Annotated in this window: 20 protein-coding genes and 1 pseudogene; all 21 read left to right on the forward strand. The window is 58.3% G+C overall.

The window, feature by feature from the left end; translation table 11 throughout:
- Window positions 1–55: 55 nt before the first annotated feature.
- The 21 genes and pseudogenes from yfmF to ACFSR7_RS28850 all read left to right on the forward strand — a co-directional run bounded on the left by yfmF (window position 56) and on the right by ACFSR7_RS28850 (window position 20051).
- Window positions 56–1315, forward strand: coding sequence for an EF-P 5-aminopentanol modification-associated protein YfmF (yfmF, locus tag ACFSR7_RS28750; protein ID WP_378168189.1), 1260 nt, complete (start codon window positions 56–58; stop codon window positions 1313–1315).
- Window positions 1302–2588: an EF-P 5-aminopentanol modification-associated protein YfmH gene (yfmH, locus tag ACFSR7_RS28755; RefSeq protein WP_378167581.1), complete on the forward strand. Its 1287-nt coding sequence runs from the start codon at window positions 1302–1304 to the stop codon at window positions 2586–2588. Before yfmF ends, yfmH begins: the two co-directional genes overlap by 14 nt.
- A complete protein-coding gene (ymfI, locus tag ACFSR7_RS28760) occupies window positions 2585–3358 on the forward strand; it encodes an elongation factor P 5-aminopentanone reductase (RefSeq protein ID WP_378167583.1) in 774 nt (257 codons plus the stop codon). Before yfmH ends, ymfI begins: the two co-directional genes overlap by 4 nt.
- Window positions 3359–3439: 81 nt before the next feature.
- Window positions 3440–3691 carry a DUF3243 domain-containing protein gene (locus ACFSR7_RS28765; RefSeq protein WP_090115780.1) on the forward strand — a complete coding sequence of 84 codons (252 nt, stop codon included), beginning with the start codon at window positions 3440–3442 and terminating at the stop codon, window positions 3689–3691.
- Between the two features lie 204 nt (window positions 3692–3895).
- Window positions 3896–4666 carry a DUF3388 domain-containing protein gene (locus ACFSR7_RS28770; RefSeq protein WP_378114739.1) on the forward strand — a complete coding sequence of 257 codons (771 nt, stop codon included), beginning with the start codon at window positions 3896–3898 and terminating at the stop codon, window positions 4664–4666.
- Between the two features lie 43 nt (window positions 4667–4709).
- On the forward strand, window positions 4710–5576 hold the full coding sequence (locus tag ACFSR7_RS28775; RefSeq protein WP_378167585.1) for a helix-turn-helix domain-containing protein: 867 nt from the start codon (window positions 4710–4712) through the stop codon (window positions 5574–5576).
- Between the two features lie 80 nt (window positions 5577–5656).
- Window positions 5657–5818, forward strand: coding sequence for a hypothetical protein (locus ACFSR7_RS28780; RefSeq protein WP_378114737.1), 162 nt, complete (start codon window positions 5657–5659; stop codon window positions 5816–5818).
- A 145-nt stretch (window positions 5819–5963) separates the two neighbouring features.
- Complete coding sequence (locus tag ACFSR7_RS28785) at window positions 5964–6455, forward strand: YajQ family cyclic di-GMP-binding protein (protein ID WP_378167587.1); 492 nt, start codon at window positions 5964–5966, stop codon at window positions 6453–6455.
- A gap of 188 nt (window positions 6456–6643) precedes the next feature.
- Window positions 6644–7261 carry a CDP-diacylglycerol--glycerol-3-phosphate 3-phosphatidyltransferase gene (pgsA, locus tag ACFSR7_RS28790; RefSeq protein WP_378114735.1) on the forward strand — a complete coding sequence of 206 codons (618 nt, stop codon included), beginning with the start codon at window positions 6644–6646 and terminating at the stop codon, window positions 7259–7261.
- Window positions 7258–8511, forward strand: coding sequence for a competence/damage-inducible protein A (locus ACFSR7_RS28795; RefSeq protein ID WP_378167589.1), 1254 nt, complete (start codon window positions 7258–7260; stop codon window positions 8509–8511). The genes pgsA and ACFSR7_RS28795 overlap by 4 nt, the downstream gene beginning before the upstream one ends.
- Before the next feature lie 213 nt (window positions 8512–8724).
- Window positions 8725–8848: pseudogene (locus tag ACFSR7_RS28800) on the forward strand (phospholipid methyltransferase); the annotation flags it as partial.
- A 54-nt stretch (window positions 8849–8902) separates the two neighbouring features.
- Window positions 8903–9592, forward strand: a complete 690-nt coding sequence (locus ACFSR7_RS28805) for a response regulator (protein ID WP_378167591.1) — start codon at window positions 8903–8905, stop codon at window positions 9590–9592.
- A complete protein-coding gene (locus tag ACFSR7_RS28810; RefSeq protein WP_378167593.1) occupies window positions 9582–10640 on the forward strand; it encodes a sensor histidine kinase in 1059 nt (352 codons plus the stop codon). The genes ACFSR7_RS28805 and ACFSR7_RS28810 overlap by 11 nt, the downstream gene beginning before the upstream one ends.
- 205 nt (window positions 10641–10845) lie before the next feature.
- Window positions 10846–11904: a recombinase RecA gene (gene recA / locus ACFSR7_RS28815; RefSeq protein WP_378167595.1), complete on the forward strand. Its 1059-nt coding sequence runs from the start codon at window positions 10846–10848 to the stop codon at window positions 11902–11904.
- Between the two features lie 96 nt (window positions 11905–12000).
- Entirely contained in the window at window positions 12001–12888 is an 888-nt protein-coding gene (locus tag ACFSR7_RS28820; RefSeq protein ID WP_378167597.1) for a regulatory protein RecX, read from the forward strand.
- 336 nt (window positions 12889–13224) lie between these two features.
- The gene (gene rny, locus ACFSR7_RS28825; protein ID WP_282909018.1) at window positions 13225–14766 is read left to right on the forward strand and encodes a ribonuclease Y; all 1542 of its coding nucleotides are present in this window, start codon (window positions 13225–13227) and stop codon (window positions 14764–14766) included.
- A gap of 100 nt (window positions 14767–14866) precedes the next feature.
- Window positions 14867–15661 carry a TIGR00282 family metallophosphoesterase gene (locus ACFSR7_RS28830; protein ID WP_378167599.1) on the forward strand — a complete coding sequence of 265 codons (795 nt, stop codon included), beginning with the start codon at window positions 14867–14869 and terminating at the stop codon, window positions 15659–15661.
- Window positions 15662–15877: 216 nt separating this feature from the next.
- Window positions 15878–16138: a stage V sporulation protein S gene (locus tag ACFSR7_RS28835; protein ID WP_044877525.1), complete on the forward strand. Its 261-nt coding sequence runs from the start codon at window positions 15878–15880 to the stop codon at window positions 16136–16138.
- 140 nt (window positions 16139–16278) lie between these two features.
- Window positions 16279–17220, forward strand: coding sequence for a dipeptidase (locus tag ACFSR7_RS28840; RefSeq protein WP_378167600.1), 942 nt, complete (start codon window positions 16279–16281; stop codon window positions 17218–17220).
- A 219-nt stretch (window positions 17221–17439) separates the two neighbouring features.
- Window positions 17440–19185: a 2-oxoacid:acceptor oxidoreductase subunit alpha gene (locus ACFSR7_RS28845; protein ID WP_378167602.1), complete on the forward strand. Its 1746-nt coding sequence runs from the start codon at window positions 17440–17442 to the stop codon at window positions 19183–19185.
- Complete coding sequence (locus tag ACFSR7_RS28850) at window positions 19185–20051, forward strand: 2-oxoacid:ferredoxin oxidoreductase subunit beta (RefSeq protein ID WP_378167604.1); 867 nt, start codon at window positions 19185–19187, stop codon at window positions 20049–20051. Before ACFSR7_RS28845 ends, ACFSR7_RS28850 begins: the two co-directional genes overlap by 1 nt.
- Window positions 20052–20073: the final 22 nt, after the last annotated feature.

The raw sequence follows: 20073 nt of genomic DNA on the forward strand, positions 1-20073 counted from the left end.
GAAGGGATCTGAGGCCTTGCAGACTGAAGTGTTCCAGCGCGGCGCCGTCGGCCGGATGCGTATCCACGTATTGCCGACCACCCGATTCAAGACCTTTTCGTTGTCGCTGTTCGCGGGCGTTCCGCTAAGCGAATCGCGCGTCACGCCGGTTGCGCTCGCGCCGTTTGTCCTTCGTCGCGGCACCCGCTCCTATCCGGAGACGATCCAGTTCCGCGAACGTCTCGACGAGCTTTACGGCGCCGGTTTCGGCTTCGATATTTACAAACGGGGCGACTACCAGATCGTTCAATTTCGCCTCGATATCATTAATGACGCATTCGTTTCCTCGAGCCAGTCGCTATTGGAGGAAGCGCTGCGTTTCCTTGGAGAGGCGTTGACGGAGCCTGCGCTTGAAGGCGGCGCATTCAGCTCCAAGTACGTCGAATCGGAAAAAACGACCGTGCAAAAGCGCATTGAGTCCATTATCAACGATAAAATCCGCTATGCGGCGGAACGCTGCCTCGAGGAGATGTGCAGGAACGAGCCATACAGGCTGCTCGCGCTCGGTCGCAAGGAGGAGCTGCCGCAAATTACGCCGGCTTCTCTGTACGAGAGCTATCGCAAATGGCTCGACGAAGCGGTGTTCGACCTGTACGTGTCCGGCGACACTTCGCTCGAGCAAGTGGCAGCGTGGGCGGGGCAGTACTTCAAGCTCCCGGACGGACAGCCGGGCGCCTACCGGCCGGCCGAGATAAGGACGGCATCGGAGGCGCCGCGGACGATTGTGGAGCGTCTCGATGTCGGTCAAGGCAAGCTTAATCTCGGACTTCGGACCGGCATCGCCTACTCCGACGACCGTTACCCCGAGCTGCTCGTATACAACGGCATTCTGGGCGCTTTTCCGCATTCCAAGCTGTTCATTCACGTACGCGAAAAAGCCAGTCTCGCCTACTACGCCTCGTCGCGTCTAGACGGCCATAAAGGCTTGCTCACGATTCAGTCCGGCATCGAGATCGCCAATTATGAACGGGCGCTGGAAATCATCCGTCAGCAGCTTGAAGAGATGCGCGCAGGCAACATCGAGGAGCAGGAGCTCTCCAAGACGAAGGCGATGCTCGTCAATCAGCTGCGCGAGATTCAGGACTCGGCCTTCGAGCGGATCGCTTTCGATTATAACGGCGTCGTCTCGGGCAAGGAGCGCAGCGCGGACGAATTAATCGCGGCCATTGAGTCCGTTACGGCAGACAGCGCAGCCGCGGTCGCGGCTGGCGTCGGACTGGATACGATCTACTTCCTGCGCGACCTGAAGGAGGAGGCGGCCCATGTCCAAGCTTGATTATCCGAAGCTGCAGGAGACACTGTACCATGAGGTGCTGGATAACGGTCTCGAGGTTTTCGTGCTGCCGAAACCCGGTTTCACGAAAACGTACGCGACCTTTACGACCAAATACGGCTCGGTAGACAATCATTTCCGCCCTGAAGGGCAAGAAGCGCGAACCGTGCCGGACGGCATCGCCCACTTTTTGGAGCACAAAATGTTCGAAGAGCCCGAGGGCGACGTCTTTTCCCGCTTCGCCGAGCAGGGCGCATCCGCCAATGCCTTCACGAGCTTCGACCGGACGTCGTATTTGTTTTCCACGGCGCAAGACCCGCTCGAGAGCCTCGATACGCTGCTCGATTTCGTTCAAAATCCGTACTTTACGGACGAGAACGTGGAAAAAGAGAAAGGCATTATCGTCCAGGAAATCAATATGTACAAGGACAATGCCGATTGGCGCGTCTATTTCGGCTTGATCGAGGCGCTCTACGCCAAGCATCCCGTGCATATCGACATCGCCGGCACGGAGGCATCCGTCCGTTCGATTACGAAGGAGCAGCTTTACGACTGCTACCGGACCTTTTATCATCCGTCCAATATGACCTTGTTCGTCGTTGGAGGGATAGATCCGCAGGAAACGCTCGAGCGCGTTCGGCGCAACCAGGGACGCAAGACATTCTCGCCGGGCGGAGAAATCGAGCGTCTGTTCGAAGCCGAGCCGTCCGCCGTGCGGGAGGACCGCCGCATCGTGAAGCTGCCGGTATCGCTGCCCAAATGCATGATCGGCTTCAAGGAAACCGGTCCGTTCCCGGAAGGGGAAGAAGGCATTCGCAGAGAACTCGCAACGAAGCTGATGCTTGACGTTCTGATCGGCTCGAGTTCTCCGGCGTATCAACGTCTGTATGACGACAACCTTATCTCGGACAGCTTTGGGCACGAATACAACACGGGACCCGGCTATGCCTTTACGGTAATCGGCGGGGATACCCGCGATCCCGACGAATTGCTGAAGCGCATCGTTGCCGCGATCGACGAAGCGATCCGTAGCGGACTGCCGCAGGCATCGTTCGAACGGACCCGGGCCAAAAAAATCGGCGCCTATCTTCGCATGCTAAACAGTCCCGAAGCGATCGCAGGCGAATTTACCCGGTATCGCTTCAAGGGCGGAGACCTGTTTGACGTCGTGCGTCTGTACGAGAGCATCACGCTTGACGACGTCCACGAGCGTCTTCGTACGTTGGCGGATACCGAGCGCAGATCGGTCTGCATCGTCAGGTCGGATGCCGAGTGACGATTGAAGGGCAAGGGGCAAGCGCGCGTACGGTGCCTTATTGCGCGCTTGTCACTGGCGCTTCGCGGGGCATCGGCGCAGCCGTCGCGCGCAGGCTGGCCCGGGAAGGCACAGGCGTGATCGTGCATTATCACCGATCCCGCGAGCTGGCCCAAGCCGTAGCGGCGGACTGTCTGGCGCTCGGCGCGCCGTTCGCGAAGGTGGCGGCCGCCGACGTCCGGTCAAGCGCGGACATTGCCGCGCTCAGGACCGGTCTCGAGCAAGCCGGACGCATGCCCGACATCCTTGTGCATGCGGCCGGGACGGCGCACTACGGTCTGCTGGAGGATCTGGAGGAAGACGAGTGGGACGACATTCAGCACGTCCACCTCAAAGCTGCCTACGGCCTGGCCAAGCGCTTCGGACCGACGATGTCGTGGCGTCGGCACGGCCGGATCGTGCACGTCAGCAGCGTCTGGGGCGTCGTCGGCGCTGCCGGCGAAGCCGCCTATTCGGCGGCCAAAGGCGGCCTGAACGGCTTGACCAAGGCGCTGGCGCGGGAGATGGCATTCGCAGGCGTAACGGTGAACGCCGTTGCGCCGGGACTCGTGGATACGGATATGCTGGCGGAGCTGGACGGCTCGGAGCAAGAGCAGCTTCGCGAGGAGGTTCCGATGAAGCGGTTCGCGGATCCGGACGAAGTAGCGGAGCTGGTTCGTTTTTTGACGCTTGGCGATGCCGGCTATATTACGGGACAGGTCATCGGGCTTACCGGCGGCTGGCGAATGTAAAGGCAGTACGATTCGAATAAAGCCAAGCGGCAGGGGACATCCTATCCATGCATTGATTCCACCCATCAAGGAGGATGTCGGATGTCTACCGTGCTAAGCAACTTTGAGTCCTGGAAGAAATTTCTGGGCGACCGGATCGAGGCCGCGAAGGACTTGGGGATCGGCGAAGACGCGATTGCCAAGCTCGCGTACGAGATCGGCGAATTCCTGGACAACAAGGTCGATCCGAAAAACGAAGAGCAGCGCGTCCTGAAGGAGCTCTGGGACGTAGGCGACGAGTCCGAGCGCAAAACGATGGCCGCGCTTATGGTCAAGCTCGCCAAGCATAGCTGAGCTGGACGACGGACATGAAGGAAGGCTCTGCCGATCGATGGCGGAGCCTTCTTTATTGTTGTTCATGGCTGAGCAAGGCGGTTATCACGAGAAAGAACGAAACGGGATCGCATAGGACTTTAGTAGGAATCTTTTGCTGACTTTTGCAGGAGCGGGTCCACCGTTGTAGAATGAAGTTTGAAGGAATCGGCGACGAGGTGTCTAATGAATACGAAACAGTGGTATATGGAATATAAGATACATAAAAACCGTCCGGGTCTGCTCGGGGACATCGCGTCCCTGCTCGGCATGCTTGAAGTGAACATCTTGACCATCAACGGCGTCGAAGACCGGACACGGGGCATGCTGCTGCAGACCGACGACGACGAAAAGATCGAGCTGCTCGGCAAAATGCTGGCCAAGGTCGAAAATATTTCGATCGTGACGCTGCGTCCGCCGCGGCTGACGGATATTCTGGCCGTCCGTCACGGAAGATATATCGAGAGGGACTCCGACGACCGCAAGACGTTCCGCTTCACGCGGGACGAGCTGGGGTTACTGGTCGATTTTCTCGGCGAGCTCTTCAAACAGGACGGCAATCAAACGATCGGGCTGCGCGGCATGCCGCGCGTCGGCAAGACCGAATCGATCATCGCTGGCAGCGTATGCGCGAACAAGCGCTGGGCGTTCGTCTCTTCGACGCTGCTTCGCCAGACGGTTCGCAGCCAGCTGTCCGAGGAGGAAATGAACCCGCACAATGTGTTCATCATCGACGGCATCGTGAGCACGATCCGCTCGAACGACAAGCATTACAACTTGCTGCAGGATATTATGGCGATGCCTTCCACGAAGGTGATCGAGCATCCCGACATTTTTGTCCGCGAATCGGTCTTTGACTACGACGTATTCGATTGTATTATCGAGCTGCGCAACACGCCGGACGAGGAGATCACGTACGAGAACTTCACGACCGCGGGACTGGACGGCGGTTTTTGACGAATCGAGCAAACTGTAATGGAAACGGCAGGAGGTGAAGTTTGTGTCAGATCTGGGATTGCTGCTTCGCAAGGCGAGGGAGCAACGGGGGTATACCCTCGACGACATCCAGGAAATTACGAAGATACGCAAACGTTACCTTGAAGCCATCGAATCCGGCGATTACAAAGTGCTTCCTGGATCGTTTTATGTTCGCGCCTTCGTGAAAACGTATGCCGAAACGGTGGGCCTGGACGCCGAAGAGGTGCTGCGTCTCTATCACAAGGAGCTTCCGAAGGCCCAAGCGTCCGAGACGGGCGCGCCGGAGCCTTATATCCAACCGAAAAGTCGAAGAGTGCAGCACAACGATCGGGTCGGCAAAGTGGTCGTCACCTCGTTGATGTGGCTGTTCCCTATATTGATCGCAGTCGTGATCTACGTCTATTACGCGAACAATAAGACCGAGACGAACAAGCCGTCCGAGACGACGCCTCCGCCGTCGTTGACCACGGAGACCGCGTTGCCTTCATCCGCGGCCACTCCGACGCCTACTGCGACCCCGACGCCGACGCCCACGCCGCCGCAGACGACGGTCACGTTCCGGGAGAAAAAGAACAGCCGTTATTATTTCGACGTCTCCCCTGCGGGCAAACATGTAATGAAAATTACGTTCCCGGGCGGCAAGAGCTGGGTAGGCGTGAACGAGAATAATTCTTCCGGCAAGTCGATTTACGGGAAAACGCCGGAGCAAAGCGAGGTCCTGACGTTCGAGCTTGGCGAGACGCCGCTGTACGTGAATCTGGGCTTCGCCAAAGGCGCGCTCATCGAGATCGACGGCATCGCCGTCGACGACGAGGACGTTCCGGGCCGCAGAAGATTCATTTTCACGGTGACGGACGGCGCGGGCGGATCCGCATCCCCGACACCTTGACTTCAGCCGGCGCATATTCCCGATTCCGGCGAGACAGGCTAGTGTAAGCAACGTATACGCTAGCTTGGAGGTTGTGACGCATGGCAATCAGTTGGATCGTGGTCGCAATCGGCGTCGTCGTCAGCCTGCTGGGTTGGTTGATGACGCCGAGCGCCTGGGGATACGGCATTTTAGGCTTCGGGCTCGCATGGATCGCGCTCGGCTTGCTCGATCTGTTTCGAGAGCCCGCCCGCGGCAGATAGTCCGAACCGAGTAAAGAATGAGCGCGAAAAAGCACTCATTCTTTTTTTTGCAGCTTCGTTGCCTGCGCCTGTCCGCCGTCTTGGAAACCCCGCTTCATTTCGTTTATAATGTACACAATCGAAGATAAGGAAAGGAAGACTACATATGGCATCCGAATATTCGTTCGACATCGTCTCCAAGGTTGAGCTCCAAGAAGTAAGCAATGCCGTACAACAGGCTGTTAAAGAAATCGAGACCCGCTTCGACTTCAAGGGGAGCAAGAGCAGCATCGCGCTCGAAGGCGAGGCGTTGACGGTAGCGTCGGACGACGAGTACCGGCTGAAGAGCGTCATCGATATTTTGCAGAGCAAGCTGATCAAGCGCGGCGTACCGATTCGCAATCTGGATTATGGCAAGATCGAGCCCGCATCCGGCAGCACCGTTCGCCAGAATATCAAGCTCAAGCAGGGTGTCGATCAAGAAAACGCAAAAAAAATCAATATCCTGATTCGGGATTCGAAGATCAAGGTAAAAAGCCAGATCCAAGGCGATCAGCTTCGCGTGACGGGCAAAAGCAAAGACGATCTGCAAGCGATCATGTCGCTCTTGAAGGGCGCCGAGCTGCCGCTCGAGCTGCAGTTTACGAACTATCGCTAAGGTTGCGTGCGCAATTCGTCAAATTTTGACACTGCGGCGAAGCTTCATTTATACTGACTTGAACATTTAATCTGGCGAAAAACCTGGGGGAAGTCATTCATGGTAGAGACAGTCCGCGGACAATGGCTCCGCAACCCGCACCGTACCGCGCCTCGCCGCGGCCGGCATGACGAAGGGAAGGTGTCCGCATGAATCTGGCGAATCGAATCACGCTCGTCCGCATCTTCCTTGTGCCGATCATGACCTTTTTCCTACTGATCAAGCTGGACGTGTCTCCGCTCACTATCGGGACCTATTCGATTTCCTACAATCAAGTGTTTGCGCTGCTCTTGTTCATCATCGCGGCAAGCACGGACGGTCTCGACGGGTACATCGCCCGCAAGCACAAGATCGTCACGAACCTCGGCAAGCTGCTCGACCCGCTCGCGGACAAGCTGCTGGTGGCGGCCGTCCTGATCTCGCTCGTCGAGATGGGCAAGCTGGACGCATGGGTGGCCATCGTCATCATCAGCCGCGAATGGGCGGTAACGGGCTTGCGCCAGGTTGCCTTGCTCGAAGGCGCCGTACTTGCCGCCAGCAAATGGGGGAAATGGAAAACCGCCATCCAGATCGCGATGATTATCGTGCTTCTGCTGAACAACTTCCCGTTCACTTACTTGCACTTCCCGCTCGATACGATCGCCGTATGGGCCGCCGCAGCCATCACGGTATACTCCGGCGTCGATTATTTCGTTAAGAACAAAAATCTGATCCCGCTGTCCGATCCACCGGCCGGCGAAGGCAAGGGAGGACGCCCGGGCGCATGAGAGCGGAGATAATCGCGGTCGGCACAGAGTTGCTGCTCGGGCAGATCGTCAACACCAACGCGCAGTTTTTGTCGCAGCGGCTTGCGGATCTCGGCATCGACGTTTACTTCCAGACGGTCGTCGGGGACAATGCGGACCGTCTGAAGCAAGCGATCGCCGTTGCCGAGTCCAGGGCCGACCTCGTTCTTTTTACCGGCGGCCTCGGACCGACGATGGACGACCTGACGCGCGATGCGCTGGCCGCTCATCTGGGTGTCGGGATCGACATGCATGAGCCCTCGCTCGCCAAGATCGAAGCGATGTTCGCCGGCAGGTCGCCTTCGCTCATCGAGATCAACCGCCGCCAGGCGATGCTTGTGGGGGGCGCTTCGCCGCTCCGCAACGACGCCGGCCTGGCCGTAGGCAGCGCGCTCACGGCGAACGGCACGCACTATATGCTGCTGCCGGGACCGCCGCGCGAGATGAAGCCGATGTTCCTGAACGACGGCAGCGCCTGGCTGAAGGAAAAGCTCGGCGATGCAGAGTCGCTGCATTCGGCTATGCTTCGCTTCTGCGGGATCGGCGAGTCCGCGCTTGAAGAGCTCTACAAGGACTTGATCGAGGCGCAGCGCGATCCGACCCTTGCCACCTACGCCAAGGAAGGCGAGGTCACGCTGCGCGTGTCCACGAAGGCGGCGACGGCCGGGGAGGCGCTAGCCAGACTGGAGCCGACGCTTCAGGAGATTCGCAGGCGCGGCGAGCGGTATTTGTATTCGGAGAGCGACGTGGCGCTCGAAGCCGAGGTCATTCGGCTGCTCGCGGAGCAGCGGCGGACGATCTCCTGCGCGGAGAGCTGCACCGGCGGCTTGATCGCGACGCTGCTCACGACGATACCCGGCAGCGCGGACGCTTTTCTGGGCGGCGTAGTGAGCTACAGCAATCCCGTAAAGCGGGACCTGCTGGGCGTCGACCAGGCGCTGCTGGAAGGCGAAGGCGCGCCGGGAGCCGTAAGCGAGGAGACCGCGAAGGCGATGGCCGACGGCGTGCGAAGCGCGACCGATACGGATCTGGCATTGTCGGTTACGGGCGTGGCGGGACCGGCGTCCTCCGAAGGCAAGCCCGTCGGGCTCGTCTACATCGGGATCGCCGAACGCGGCAAGCCAGTACGCGTAGAGAAGCTACAGCTCCAGGGGGACCGCGAAGGCATCCGGATCAGAGCCGCTAAGCGGGCGCTGTACTTGGCTTGGCTGAGGTTGACCGGCAAGGATTGATTCATGTTATTTCGTTCGAACGTCAAGCATGCGCCGTACGTTCTCCTGCCGGAGTACGTCGGCGCTTTTTCGTTTTTGCCTGCACGCACGCGAGCGGCTAGGGGATTGCTGCCTAGCGGGCAAGCGGCGCCGGACTGCTTCTTTATAAAATCTTCAGAATCTTCTCGGGAAGCTCCTTAATTTTATGCTTTATGATTCGTTCAACGACGAATCGTCGCGTTCCAGTATTCATTGCAGATGCGCGCAGTTGTCGCGGCGGTTCGTCATCGAACGGATGAAGTTCGTGCCGGTTAATTTCCCGCCCGCCATCGTATACGCCTGCCGCAAGAAGCTTTAGAATAGAGCAAGAATCGACCGGATACAGGAACAAGTGAAGGGCGGTAGGCCGCAGATGGGCAAAGACGCGATACTTGTCGTCGACGACGACGCCGACATTCGGGATATCATTCATGTTTATTTGCGCAACGACGGCTTTATCGTGCGAGAGGCGGACAACGGCAGGCGCGCGCTCGAGATCGTCCGGACAGAGCAGATCGCGCTGGTCGTTCTGGACGTTATGATGCCCGACATGGACGGCATTCGCGCTTGCCTGAAAATACGGGAAATGTCCGACGTTCCGATCATCATGCTGTCCGCCAAACAAGAGGATATCGACAAAATTACCGGACTTTCCACGGGTGCGGACGATTACGTTTCCAAGCCGTTCAGTCCCTTGGAGCTTATGGCGCGTATTAAGGCTCAGCTTCGCCGGCAAAGCCGAATCTACAAAAACGAACCCGACACCACGATTGCTTTTAATGAGTTGCTAATCGATATCGCCCAGCATCGGGTCGTTCTGAAAGACAAAGAAGTGCCGCTGACCCCGCTCGAATTCGGCATTCTCGAACTGCTCGCGACGCATAGGGGCCAGGTTTTCCATGCCGATAAAATATACGAAGCGGTATGGAAGGAACCTGCCGGTTTTTCGGAAAACACGGTGATGGTGCACATTCGGAACCTACGGGAGAAGTTAGGGGACAACCCGCGCGATCCGCGATACATCAAGACGGTGTGGGGGGTAGGCTACAAGATTGAAAAGTAATTGGTTCGCCGTAGCGATCGGCAGGAAAAGCATCCGAATGCAGATGGTGTGGACGTTCATTGCCAGCCTTGCGGCAGGGATGGCCGTAGCGACCGCCGTTCCGATCGGACTGATCGGCTTCGTGCCGAGCACGCTGGTCGCCTTTTTTGCTTCCTTTACGATTGTGTTCCTATTGCTGACCCGCCGGACGATCGGCTATTTTCTAAAGCTGTCTGAAGGTCTTGCAGCCATATCCGCGGGCAATCTTCGGTTCAGAGTGACCGAGTCGAGACGGGACGAGCTAGGCGTACTCGCCGCCAATATTAACGCGATGGCCGAGAAACTGGAAAGTTTGATCCAAAGGGAGAGGGAAATCGAGCAGTCGAAAATGGAATTGATAACGGGCGTGTCGCACGATCTCCGTACGCCGCTTACGAGCATCATCGGATATTTGGATCTCCTCAAAGCGAAGGCCTACCAGGACGAGACGGAATATGACCGATTCATCGGAAATTCGTTTAACAAAGCGCAGCAGTTGAGCCAATTGATCGACGAACTGTTCGAATATACGAGACTGTCTCAAGGGGGTTATAAGCTGGAGCTCTCCGATATCGACCTTAAGGAAATGCTGAATCAAATGCTCGTCGAGCTTCAGCCGCTGGCCCGGGCCGATGAGATGGAAATCGTCGCGTCGCTCCCTATGACTCCTATAATCGTCTCGGCCGATTCCGAACGCTTGCGGCGGGCGATCGACAATTTGGCGATGAATGCATTGAAGTTCGCGACGAAGCCCGGAACAATCAAGGTGGCATTGAATGCGAGCGGGCCCGTCGCGCAGGTGACGGTCGAGAACGAAGGCGCGGCGATTACGAAGGCGCAGGAGGAGCGTCTGTTCGACAGATTTTACAAGGTGGACGACGCCCGGACACGGGGCGGAGGGGCGGGCCTTGGTTTATCGATCGCGCGAAGCATCGCCGAATTGCACGGGGGGAGAGTGTTGTTTGCCTATAATAGCGGGCATTACTGTTTCCGGGTCGAGCTTCCGCGGACATCCGGCCTGTCCGAGTAATGCGCTCGAAGGAAGCGGGAGACAGGCTTGCGCGTGCTGTCGAATTATGATAGATTGTATAGGAAAGTTGCGGAAGAACCGTAGCGAAGAATACTTTGCTACGGTTCTTTTTTGGAAGTTTTTCGAACAAATGTTCGTAAAAAGCTTGGCAAACGGTTTATAAAAAGTTATAATATAACTATCAAATGATAAGGATGTGGGTGTGTTGTCCGATCGTCGCGCCGCATTAGAGATGGCATTGCGCCAGATTGAAAAGCAATTCGGCAAAGGTTCGATTATGAAGCTGGGAGAGCAAGCCAACCTCCAAGTCGAGACATATTCCAGCGGAGCGCTGGCTTTGGATATCGCCCTCGGAATCGGCGGATTCCCGCGGGGCCGGATTATTGAAGTATACGGACCGGAGTCCTCCGGTAAGACGACCGTCGCCCTGCATGCGATCGCCGAGGTGCAAAGAGCCGGCGGACAAGCCGCCTTTATCGACGCAGAGCATGCGCTCGATCCGATGTACGCACGCAACCTTGGCGTCAACATCGACGAACTGCTGTTGAGCCAGCCGGATACCGGCGAGCAGGCGCTGGAGATCGCGGAAGCGCTCGTACGCAGCGGCGCGGTTGATATCGTCGTCGTGGACTCGGTCGCGGCCCTGGTGCCGAAGGCGGAGATCGAAGGCGACATGGGCGACTCGTTTGTCGGCCTGCAGGCCCGTCTGATGTCTCAGGCGATGCGCAAGCTGTCCGGCGCCATCAGCAAGTCGAAGTCGATCGCGGTCTTTATTAATCAGCTTCGCGAGAAGGTCGGCGTCATGTTCGGCAATCCCGAGACGACGCCGGGCGGCCGTGCGCTCAAGTTCTATGCCAGCGTACGTCTGGACGTTCGCCGTATCGAATCGATCAAGCAAGGCAATGACATCGTGGGCAACCGGACGCGCATCAAGGTCGTGAAGAACAAGGTCGCTCCGCCTTTCAAGCAAGCCGAAGTCGACATCATGTACGGCGAAGGCATTTCGCGCGAAGGCAGCATCATCGATATCGGCGTCGAGCTGGATATCGTACAGAAGAGCGGCGCGTGGTTCTCTTACAATGGCGAGCGTCTGGGACAGGGCCGGGAAAATTCCAAGCAGTTCCTGAAGGATCATGCGGATCTGTCCGGACAGATCGAACGGCAAATTCGTGAAGCCACGCTGAACGAAGTGGCCGTGGCGGCTCGTACGAGCGCCGCGGAGCAGGATGAGGACGAGGAAGAACCGGACTTCGAAAACGAATAATAGGCACAGCTTGAGGGCGTCCGCAGCCGCGGATGCCCTTTTGGACATGTGCGGCTTCAGTTTGACAGCAATGAAAGGCGAGGAGGTTGACCGGCGATGGTCAGAAAAAAAGCAGAGCCGAATCCGGCCGACAGCATCGTAGATATATCGGACGAGCGGGAGTGGGAGCGGTCCCGCACGCGACGCGCTACTTCTCCGTACCGTTATTCAAAGGAAGAGACAAAGGTAGAGACAAACGAAGAGACAAGCGGGGAAGCGGACGCTGCGACATCGGGGCCGGCAGCCGCCGTCATCGTAGCGGTGGAGGCCGACGCGAAGCGGCCCGCCATGTACAAACTTGCGATTGCGGTGGAGGGCCAGACGGAGCAGGCGCTGATCAGCGTTCACGAGGACACGCTTGTCGCCTGGCGGCTTCTTAAGGACCGGCGACTGTCGCCCGAGGAGTGGGAAATGCTCCGCAAGGAGCAAGAAAAAGAAGAAGCCTATCGTTCGGCGCTATACATGCTCGATTTTAAAGCCCGCACGCAAGCGGAGCTGCGGCGAGGACTGAAGCGCAAGGGATATGCCGCCGAAGCGATCGACGGCTGTCTCGAACGGCTCGCGAGACAGGGATACGTGAACGACGCCGTGTTCGCACAGCGCTTCGCAGAGCAGCGCGTGACGGGACAAAAGAAAGGAAGCCGTCTGGTCCGTCAGGAGCTCATGCAGCGCGGCGTCGACAAGCACGAGATCGACGAAGCGATCAAGGGCCTCGACGAAGAGGCGGAGCGGAGCTCCGCGCTGGCGCTGGCCATGAAGCGCTGGCCTTCCGTCAAAGGCAAGAGCGAGCGGGAGCGGCAAATGAAGCTGATGAACATGCTTCTGCGCAGGGGATTTCCGGGCGCTGCGGCCCGCGAAGCCGTGCGTCAAGCCTCTGCGTCGGCAGCCGAATCCGACGAATGGGATACGCCCGAGGAGCCCTACGACGAGGACGGTCTGGAATAGTGAGCTGAGGCGCGAAGCGAACTCGTTTTTTGCCGTCCCATCAAGCAGTTCAGGCTTTTAGCAACCTGCGATCGGCGGCGCAAGCCGCGCCTAATCGTCCAAGGCGGCCAGCGGGGGAGGGGACGTCCCTGCATTGCTTGACAATCCATTTTCACAAAAGATACAATGAGTGAGTATTCCATCATCGCGCTACCGATTCTTTTTCCTTCCAAAAAACGATTCGGATAGTGAATTTTCGACGATTTACACGAGATTACAGAACGGTTCTGAAACCGGAGCACAATTAAATAGGTGTCCCAAGATTTGCCTTGGTGATACAACGAGGAGGTGAAGACCATGGAGTCATGGATCTGGGTCTTGATCTTAATCGTTGTTGGCGTGCTTTTCTTTGGGATCGGTTATGTTGTACGCAAGTCCATTGCGGAAGCTAAAATATCCAGCGCTGAAGAGGCGGCCAGGCAGATCGTAGAGAATGCCAAGAAAGAGGCCGACGCTCTCCGCAAGGAAACGGTACTGGAAGCCAAAGACGAGGTGCACAAGCTCCGGAACGAAGCGGAACGCGATATTAGAGAGCGCCGCAACGAGATTCAGCGGCAGGAACGCCGGCTGGTTCAGAAGGAAGAATCGCTGGACCGCAAGCTGGAGCAGCTGGAACGCAAGGAGGAGCAAGTCGCCAACAAAGAGAAACGGATCGAAGAGACCCAAGAACAGATCGAGACGCTTCATAAGCAGCAGATAACGGAGCTCGAACGCATCTCCAACCTGACGATGGAAGACGCCAAGCAGCTGATTCTGTCCACGGTCGAGCAGGAAGTGCGTCACGAGACCGCTCAACTGATCAAAGACATCGAGCAACAGGCGAAGGAAGAAGGCGACAAGCGCGCCCGCGATATCATCTCGCTCGCGATTCAGCGCTGCGCCGCGGATCACGTGGCGGAGACGACAGTATCCGTCGTAACGCTGCCGAACGAAGAGATGAAGGGGCGGATCATCGGCCGGGAAGGCCGCAACATCCGTGCGCTGGAGACGCTCACCGGCATCGATCTTATTATCGACGATACGCCGGAGGCCGTTATCCTGTCAGGCTTTGACCCGATCCGCCGCGAGATTGCCCGTACCGCGCTCGAGAAGCTCGTCGCCGACGGACGCATTCACCCAGCCCGCATCGAGGAGATGGTGGAGAAGTCCCGTCGCGAAGTGGACGAGCGGATCCGCGAATACGGCGAGCAAGCGACGTTCGAGGTGGGCGTTCACGGTCTCCATCCGGACCTCATCAAGATTCTCGGTCGCCTGAAGTTCCGTACGAGTTACGGCCAGAATGTGCTTAAACATTCGATGGAGGTCGCGTATCTGACCGGACTGATGGCAGCCGAGCTCGGAGAGGACATTTCTCTCGCCAAACGCGCCGGCTTGCTGCATGATATCGGCAAGGCGCTCGACCACGAAGTGGAAGGTTCGCATGTCGAGATCGGCGTAGAATTGGCGAAGAAATACAAGGAGCACCCGGTCGTCATCAACAGTATCGCGTCCCACCACGGCGACGTGGAGGCGACCTCGGTCATCGCGATGCTGGTCGGCGCGGCAGATGCGCTCAGCGCGGCCCGTCCGGGCGCGCGCCGCGAGACGCTCGAGACGTATATTCGCAGGCTGGAGAAGCTGGAAGCCATCTCGGAGTCGTTCGAGGGCGTCGAGAAGTCGTACGCCATTCAGGCTGGTCGCGAGGTTCGCGTCATGGTGCAGCCGGAGAAGGTCGACGACGGCGAGGCATTCAGACTTGCGCGGGATATTACGAAGAAGATCGAGAGCGAACTCGATTATCCGGGACATATTAAGGTCACGGTCATTCGGGAGACGCGGGCGGTCGAATACGCCAAGTAACAGCAAGGCTATACCGGGGAGTGGCCGCCACGATTGGCGGCCACTTCTACGTTTTCAGAGCCACAGGAAATGATAGTGAATCGACAGAAAGGTGGATGACATGAAAGTCGTCTTTATCGGGGATATCGTCGGCCAAATCGGCCGGGATACCGTCAAGCGGCTGCTGCCGTGGCTTAAGGATAAGTATCAGCCGCATATCGTCATCGCCAACGGCGAGAACGCCGCAGGGGGACGGGGCATCAATGCCGCGATTACGCGCGAGCTGTTCTCGGCCGGCGTGCAGGGCATCACCATGGGCAACCACACCTGGGACAATCGGGAAATTTTTGAGTTTATCGACGACGAAGCCCGGATGGTCCGCCCGGCCAATCTGCCGCCGGGAACGCCAGGCCGCGGTTATACGATCATCAAGAGCGGCAGCCGGGAGCTGGCTATCGTGAACTTGATCGGGCGCACTTTCCTGCCGCCTTCCGATTGTCCGTTCCGCAAGGCGGACGAGATCGTGGACGAGCTCCGGCGCAAGACGAAGTGCATTCTCGTGGACTTCCATGCCGAAGCGACCAGCGAGAAAATCGCGATGGGCTGGCATCTTGACGGACGCGCTTCGGTCGTGCTCGGCACGCATACGCATGTGCAGACGAACGACGACCGGATCCTGCCGGAAGGCACCGCGTACGTGACGGATGCGGGGATGACCGGGCCGCGCGACGGCGTGCTTGGCATGGAGCGTGAGAGCGTGCTGCGCAAATTTGTCACCGGCATGCCTACGCGGTTCCAGGTTGCCGAGACGAAGTGGCATCTGAACGGACTGTTCGTCGACATCGACGAAGCGACGGGCAAAGCCGTCAGCGTCCGTACGATTCGCGTGGACGAGGACAGCTGGATTCCGGCTTAACGGGGAATGGCGTCATCGTTAAGGGAACCGCACCGCAGGGTGCGGTTTTCGTATATAAAACTGTTTTTGCAATTCCCTGGATCATGAAAAACTACAAATTTCAGAATAATTTGAAATTAGACTGCGCCACCAATCCGGGCGGGCAGGAATTAATCGCCGGAATCCCGAATATGATCGGTTAGTGAGCCCATCCTTAACCCCAAGGAGGAACTGGTCATGGATGTATTAAAGGTATCGGCAAAATCGAACCCAAACTCCGTCGCAGGCGCATTGGCAGGGGTGCTACGTGAGCGTGGAGGGGCTGAGCTGCAGGCAATCGGCGCCGGCGCGCTGAATCAAGCGGTCAAGGCGGTGGCGATCGCAAGAGGTTTTGTCGCGCCGAGCGGCGTCGATTTGATTTGTATACCGGCATTTACGGATATCGTCATCGACGGGGAGGACCGAACGGCTATCAAGCTCATCGTCGAGCCCAGATAACCCACGGGAAGCGACCGACCGATAGGAACATTGGACCTGCCATCGCATGGTGCGGATGCCGCGGAGCTTGCCGCGCTGCTCGCTTCTCGCGTGACCGCAGGTTTTTTTGTTGTACCCGGAAAACGAGAGGGGGGAGACGCATGCGAATCGCGGACCTGCATTGCGATGCACTCAGCAAGCTGGATCGCGACCCGAAGCTGGAATGGTCAACGCCGTCCGCCAACGGACTGGATGTGACCGCCGAGGGCCTTGCTAGCGGAAATGTCGGACTTCAAGCCTTTGCGATCTGGGTGCCGACGGGAACGGCCAAAACGCCTGAAAGCGTGCTGCGCCAAGCGGAGCTGTTTCACGAAAAAATATTGTCGGCGCCAGGTATGAGGCTCGTGAAGAGCGGCGCCGACGTGGATGCCGTACTCGGACCGGACGCGGCGGAAAGAGGGGCGCTACTCACGCTGGAAGGCGCGGATGCGCTGCGCGGAGAGCGCTGGGCGCTGCGGCTGCTTCATCGGCTCGGGCTTCGAATGCTCGGACTTACCTGGAATGAAACCAACTGGGCGTGCGACGGCATTATGGAACCGAGAGGGGCCGGGTTAACAAAGGAAGGGCGCAGTCTGGTCGCGGAGTGCGAGGCGCTCGGCATTTTGATTGATGTATCCCATATATCCGAAAAGGGTTTCTGGGAAACCGCGGAGCTTGCAAGACGCCCGTTTCTCGCATCCCACTCCAATGCCCGTGCCTTATGTCCGCATCCGCGCAACTTGACGGACGACCAGATTCGCGCGCTCGTCGCCGCAAACGGCCTGATCGGAATCACGTTTGTGCCGTTTTTTCTTCAGGCGCTGAGACCGGCCGGCATCGACGATGTGCTGCGGCATGTCGAGCATATTTGCGCGCTTGGCGGAGCGAACCATATCGCGTTCGGCTCTGACTTTGACGGCATCGATACCTATACGCTCGGGCTTGCCGGACCGGGCGATTATTCGGCGTTAACCGACGCGCTGCTGGCGCGCCATACCGAGTCGCTTGTCCGCGGGTGGCTGTCCGGACACGCGCGGCGCTTTTTGGCGGACAACCTTAAATAATGGCGCGTTAGTCCCATCGTTCGTATAGGCGAAGTTGTGACAGAATTGAAAATTAATATCGTGTCAATTCAGCTGAAACTATTGCAATTTAACATAACGGATCATAAAATTTATTAGATCAACAATTGAATAAATTCAAAATCCGATTTGTATATAGCACAATCGTCAAGTTTTGCCCTTATCGATACCAGTCAACCAAAGCATGAGGAGATGGAAGCATTGATCGATCAACTTTCTTGGAAAATAGGCGGTCAACAGGGGGAGGGTGTCGAAAGTACGGACCGCATTTTCTCGACGGCGCTTAACCGGCTCGGCTATTATCTATACGGATATCGTCACTTCTCCTCCCGGATCAAGGGCGGTCACACGAACAACAAGATTCGAATCAGCACGCATCCGATCCGGGCGATCTCGGACGATCTGGACATTCTCGTCGCGTTCGACCAGGAGAGCATCGACCTGAATGCAATAGAGCTCCGTGCGGGCGGGGTCATCGTCGCGGACGCCAAGTTCGCGCCGGTCGTACCGGAGGGCGTAGACGCCCAGTTGTTCGCGGTGCCGATCACGGCGATCGCCGAGGAGCTCGGCACGTCGCTGATGAAGAATATGGTCGCGTCCGGCGCGTCCTGGGCGCTGCTCGGTCTTCCGATCGAGGTGTTCAACCGGGCGGTGGAGGAAGAGTTCGGACGCAAGGGCGCGGCCGTCGTCGAGAAAAACGTGGAGGCCGTACGGCGGGGCGCCGAGTTCGTGCTCGAGCAGGCCGGCGGCCCGATCGAAGCGTTTAAGCTGGCGGAAGCCGACGGCAAGCAGAAGCTGTTCATGATCGGCAACGAAGCGATGGGGCTCGGCTCCGTCGCGGCCGGCTGCCGCTTGATGTCCGCCTATCCGATCACGCCGGCATCCGAAGTCATGGAGTACCTGATCAAGAAGCTGCCGAAGTTCGGCGGCACCGTCATACAGACGGAAGACGAGATCGCGGCGGTCACGATGGCGATCGGCGCCAACTACGGCGGCGTACGCACGATGACGGCTTCGGCCGGCCCGGGTCTGTCGCTCATGATGGAAGCGATCGGCCTGTCGGGCATGACCGAGACGCCGCTCGTCATCATCGACACGCAGCGCGGCGGACCTTCGACCGGCTTGCCGACGAAGCAGGAGCAGTCCGATATCAACGCGCTGATCTACGGCACGCACGGCGAGATTCCGAAGGTCGTCATCGCGCCGAGCACGATCGAGGAATGCTTCTACGACATGATCGAAGCCTTCAACATCGCCGAGGAATACCAAGTACCGGTCATCGTGGCGACCGACCTGCAGCTGTCGCTCGGCAAGCAATCGTGCGAGCCGCTCGACTACAAGCGCATCGAGATCAAGCGCGGCAAGCTTATCCCGCTTGAGCAGGAGCTGGCGCCTACGGAGCCGAACAAGCTGTTCAAGCGCTACGAATTCACCGAGGACGGCGTCTCGCCCCGCGTGCTGCCTGGCGCGAAGCATGGCATTCACCATGTGACCGGCGTCGAGCATGACGAGGAAGGCCGCCCGTCGGAGAGCGCGGTCAACCGCCGCAAGATGATGGACAAGAGACTGAACAAGCTCGGCGCGCTGCGCATTGCCGATGCCGTCAAACCGGACGGGCCGAGCGAGCCGGCCGATCTGCTCCTCGTGTCGATGGGCTCTACGGGCGGCACAATTAATGAAGCGCAAGATCGTCTGACGCAAGCGGGCATCGCGACGAACCATGTGACAGTGCGCCAGATGCATCCGTTCCCAAGCGATCTGCTGGCGCCTTACCTGGAGCGGGCAAGCAAGGTCGTCGTGCTCGAGAACAACGCAACGGGCCAATTGGCCAACCTGATCAAGCAAAACGTCGGATATCACGATAAAATCGTGAATCTGCTCAAATACGACGGCACGCCGTTCCTGCCTTCCGAAGTTTACCTAGCCTGCAAGGAGCTGAAGCTGTAATGGCTACATTCAAGGAATTCCGCAACAACGTCAAGCCGAACTGGTGCCCCGGCTGCGGGGACTTCACCGTGCAGGCTTCGATTCAGCGCGCTGCCGCGAATGTCGGCCTCGAGCCCGAGCAGCTCGCCGTCATTTCGGGTATCGGCTGCTCCGGCCGGATCTCGGGCTATATCAACGCGTACGGATTGCACGGCATTCACGGCCGCGCGCTGCCGATCGCCCAAGGCGTCAAGCTCGCGAACCGCGAGCTGACCGTCATCGCGTCCGGCGGCGACGGGGACGGCTTCGCGATCGGCATGGGTCATACGGTGCATGCGATCCGCCGCAACCTGGACATCACCTACATCGTCATGGACAATCAGATCTACGGTCTGACCAAGGGCCAGACGTCGCCGCGCAGCGCGGAAGGCTTCAAGACGAAGTCGACGCCGGAAGGCTCGATCGAGACGACGCTGTCGCCGCTCGAGATCGCGCTGTCCGCAGGCGCGACGTTCGTCGCCCAGTCGTTTTCCAGCGACCTGAAGCAGCTGACCTCGCTCATTGAGCAGGCGATCCAGCATAAAGGCTTTTCGCTGATCAACGTATTTTCGCCCTGCGTAACGTTCAATAAAGTCAACACCTACGACTGGTTCAAAGAGAACATCGTGAACCTCGAGCAGTTCCCCGACTACGATCCGAGCAACCGCATCGCGGCGATGACGAAGATCATGGAGACGGGCGGCATGCTGACGGGCCTGATCTATCAGGACACGACGCGCAAATCGTACGAGGACATGGCGGTCGGCTTCAAGCCAGAAGCGCTTGCGAAGCAGGATCTGACGCTTCCTGAAGCGGAGTTCGACAAGCTGCTCGCGGAGTTTAGATAACACACGCAAGCCTTATTATAGC

Origin of the sequence: Cohnella sp. GCM10020058 (genome assembly GCF_042683485.1) — a bacterium.
Lineage (GTDB): Bacteria > Bacillota > Bacilli > Paenibacillales > Paenibacillaceae > Cohnella.

Bases quoted from the DNA above. Each gene is read 5' to 3' on its own strand.
- yfmF (WP_378168189.1), top strand. From the start codon at position 56: ATGCGTATCCACGTATTGCCGACCACCCGATTCAAGACCTTTTCGTTG.
- yfmH (WP_378167581.1), top strand. From the start codon at position 1,302: ATGTCCAAGCTTGATTATCCGAAGCTGCAGGAGACACTGTACCATGAG.
- ACFSR7_RS28765 (WP_090115780.1), top strand. From the start codon at position 3,440: ATGTCTACCGTGCTAAGCAACTTTGAGTCCTGGAAGAAATTTCTGGGC.
- ACFSR7_RS28770 (WP_378114739.1), top strand. From the start codon at position 3,896: ATGAATACGAAACAGTGGTATATGGAATATAAGATACATAAAAACCGT.
- ACFSR7_RS28780 (WP_378114737.1), top strand. From the start codon at position 5,657: ATGGCAATCAGTTGGATCGTGGTCGCAATCGGCGTCGTCGTCAGCCTG.
- ACFSR7_RS28785 (WP_378167587.1), top strand. From the start codon at position 5,964: ATGGCATCCGAATATTCGTTCGACATCGTCTCCAAGGTTGAGCTCCAA.
- pgsA (WP_378114735.1), top strand. From the start codon at position 6,644: ATGAATCTGGCGAATCGAATCACGCTCGTCCGCATCTTCCTTGTGCCG.
- ACFSR7_RS28795 (WP_378167589.1), top strand. From the start codon at position 7,258: ATGAGAGCGGAGATAATCGCGGTCGGCACAGAGTTGCTGCTCGGGCAG.
- ACFSR7_RS28805 (WP_378167591.1), top strand. From the start codon at position 8,903: ATGGGCAAAGACGCGATACTTGTCGTCGACGACGACGCCGACATTCGG.
- ACFSR7_RS28820 (WP_378167597.1), top strand. From the start codon at position 12,001: ATGGTCAGAAAAAAAGCAGAGCCGAATCCGGCCGACAGCATCGTAGAT.
- rny (WP_282909018.1), top strand. From the start codon at position 13,225: ATGGAGTCATGGATCTGGGTCTTGATCTTAATCGTTGTTGGCGTGCTT.
- ACFSR7_RS28830 (WP_378167599.1), top strand. From the start codon at position 14,867: ATGAAAGTCGTCTTTATCGGGGATATCGTCGGCCAAATCGGCCGGGAT.
- ACFSR7_RS28835 (WP_044877525.1), top strand. From the start codon at position 15,878: ATGGATGTATTAAAGGTATCGGCAAAATCGAACCCAAACTCCGTCGCA.
- ACFSR7_RS28840 (WP_378167600.1), top strand. From the start codon at position 16,279: ATGCGAATCGCGGACCTGCATTGCGATGCACTCAGCAAGCTGGATCGC.
- ACFSR7_RS28850 (WP_378167604.1), top strand. From the start codon at position 19,185: ATGGCTACATTCAAGGAATTCCGCAACAACGTCAAGCCGAACTGGTGC.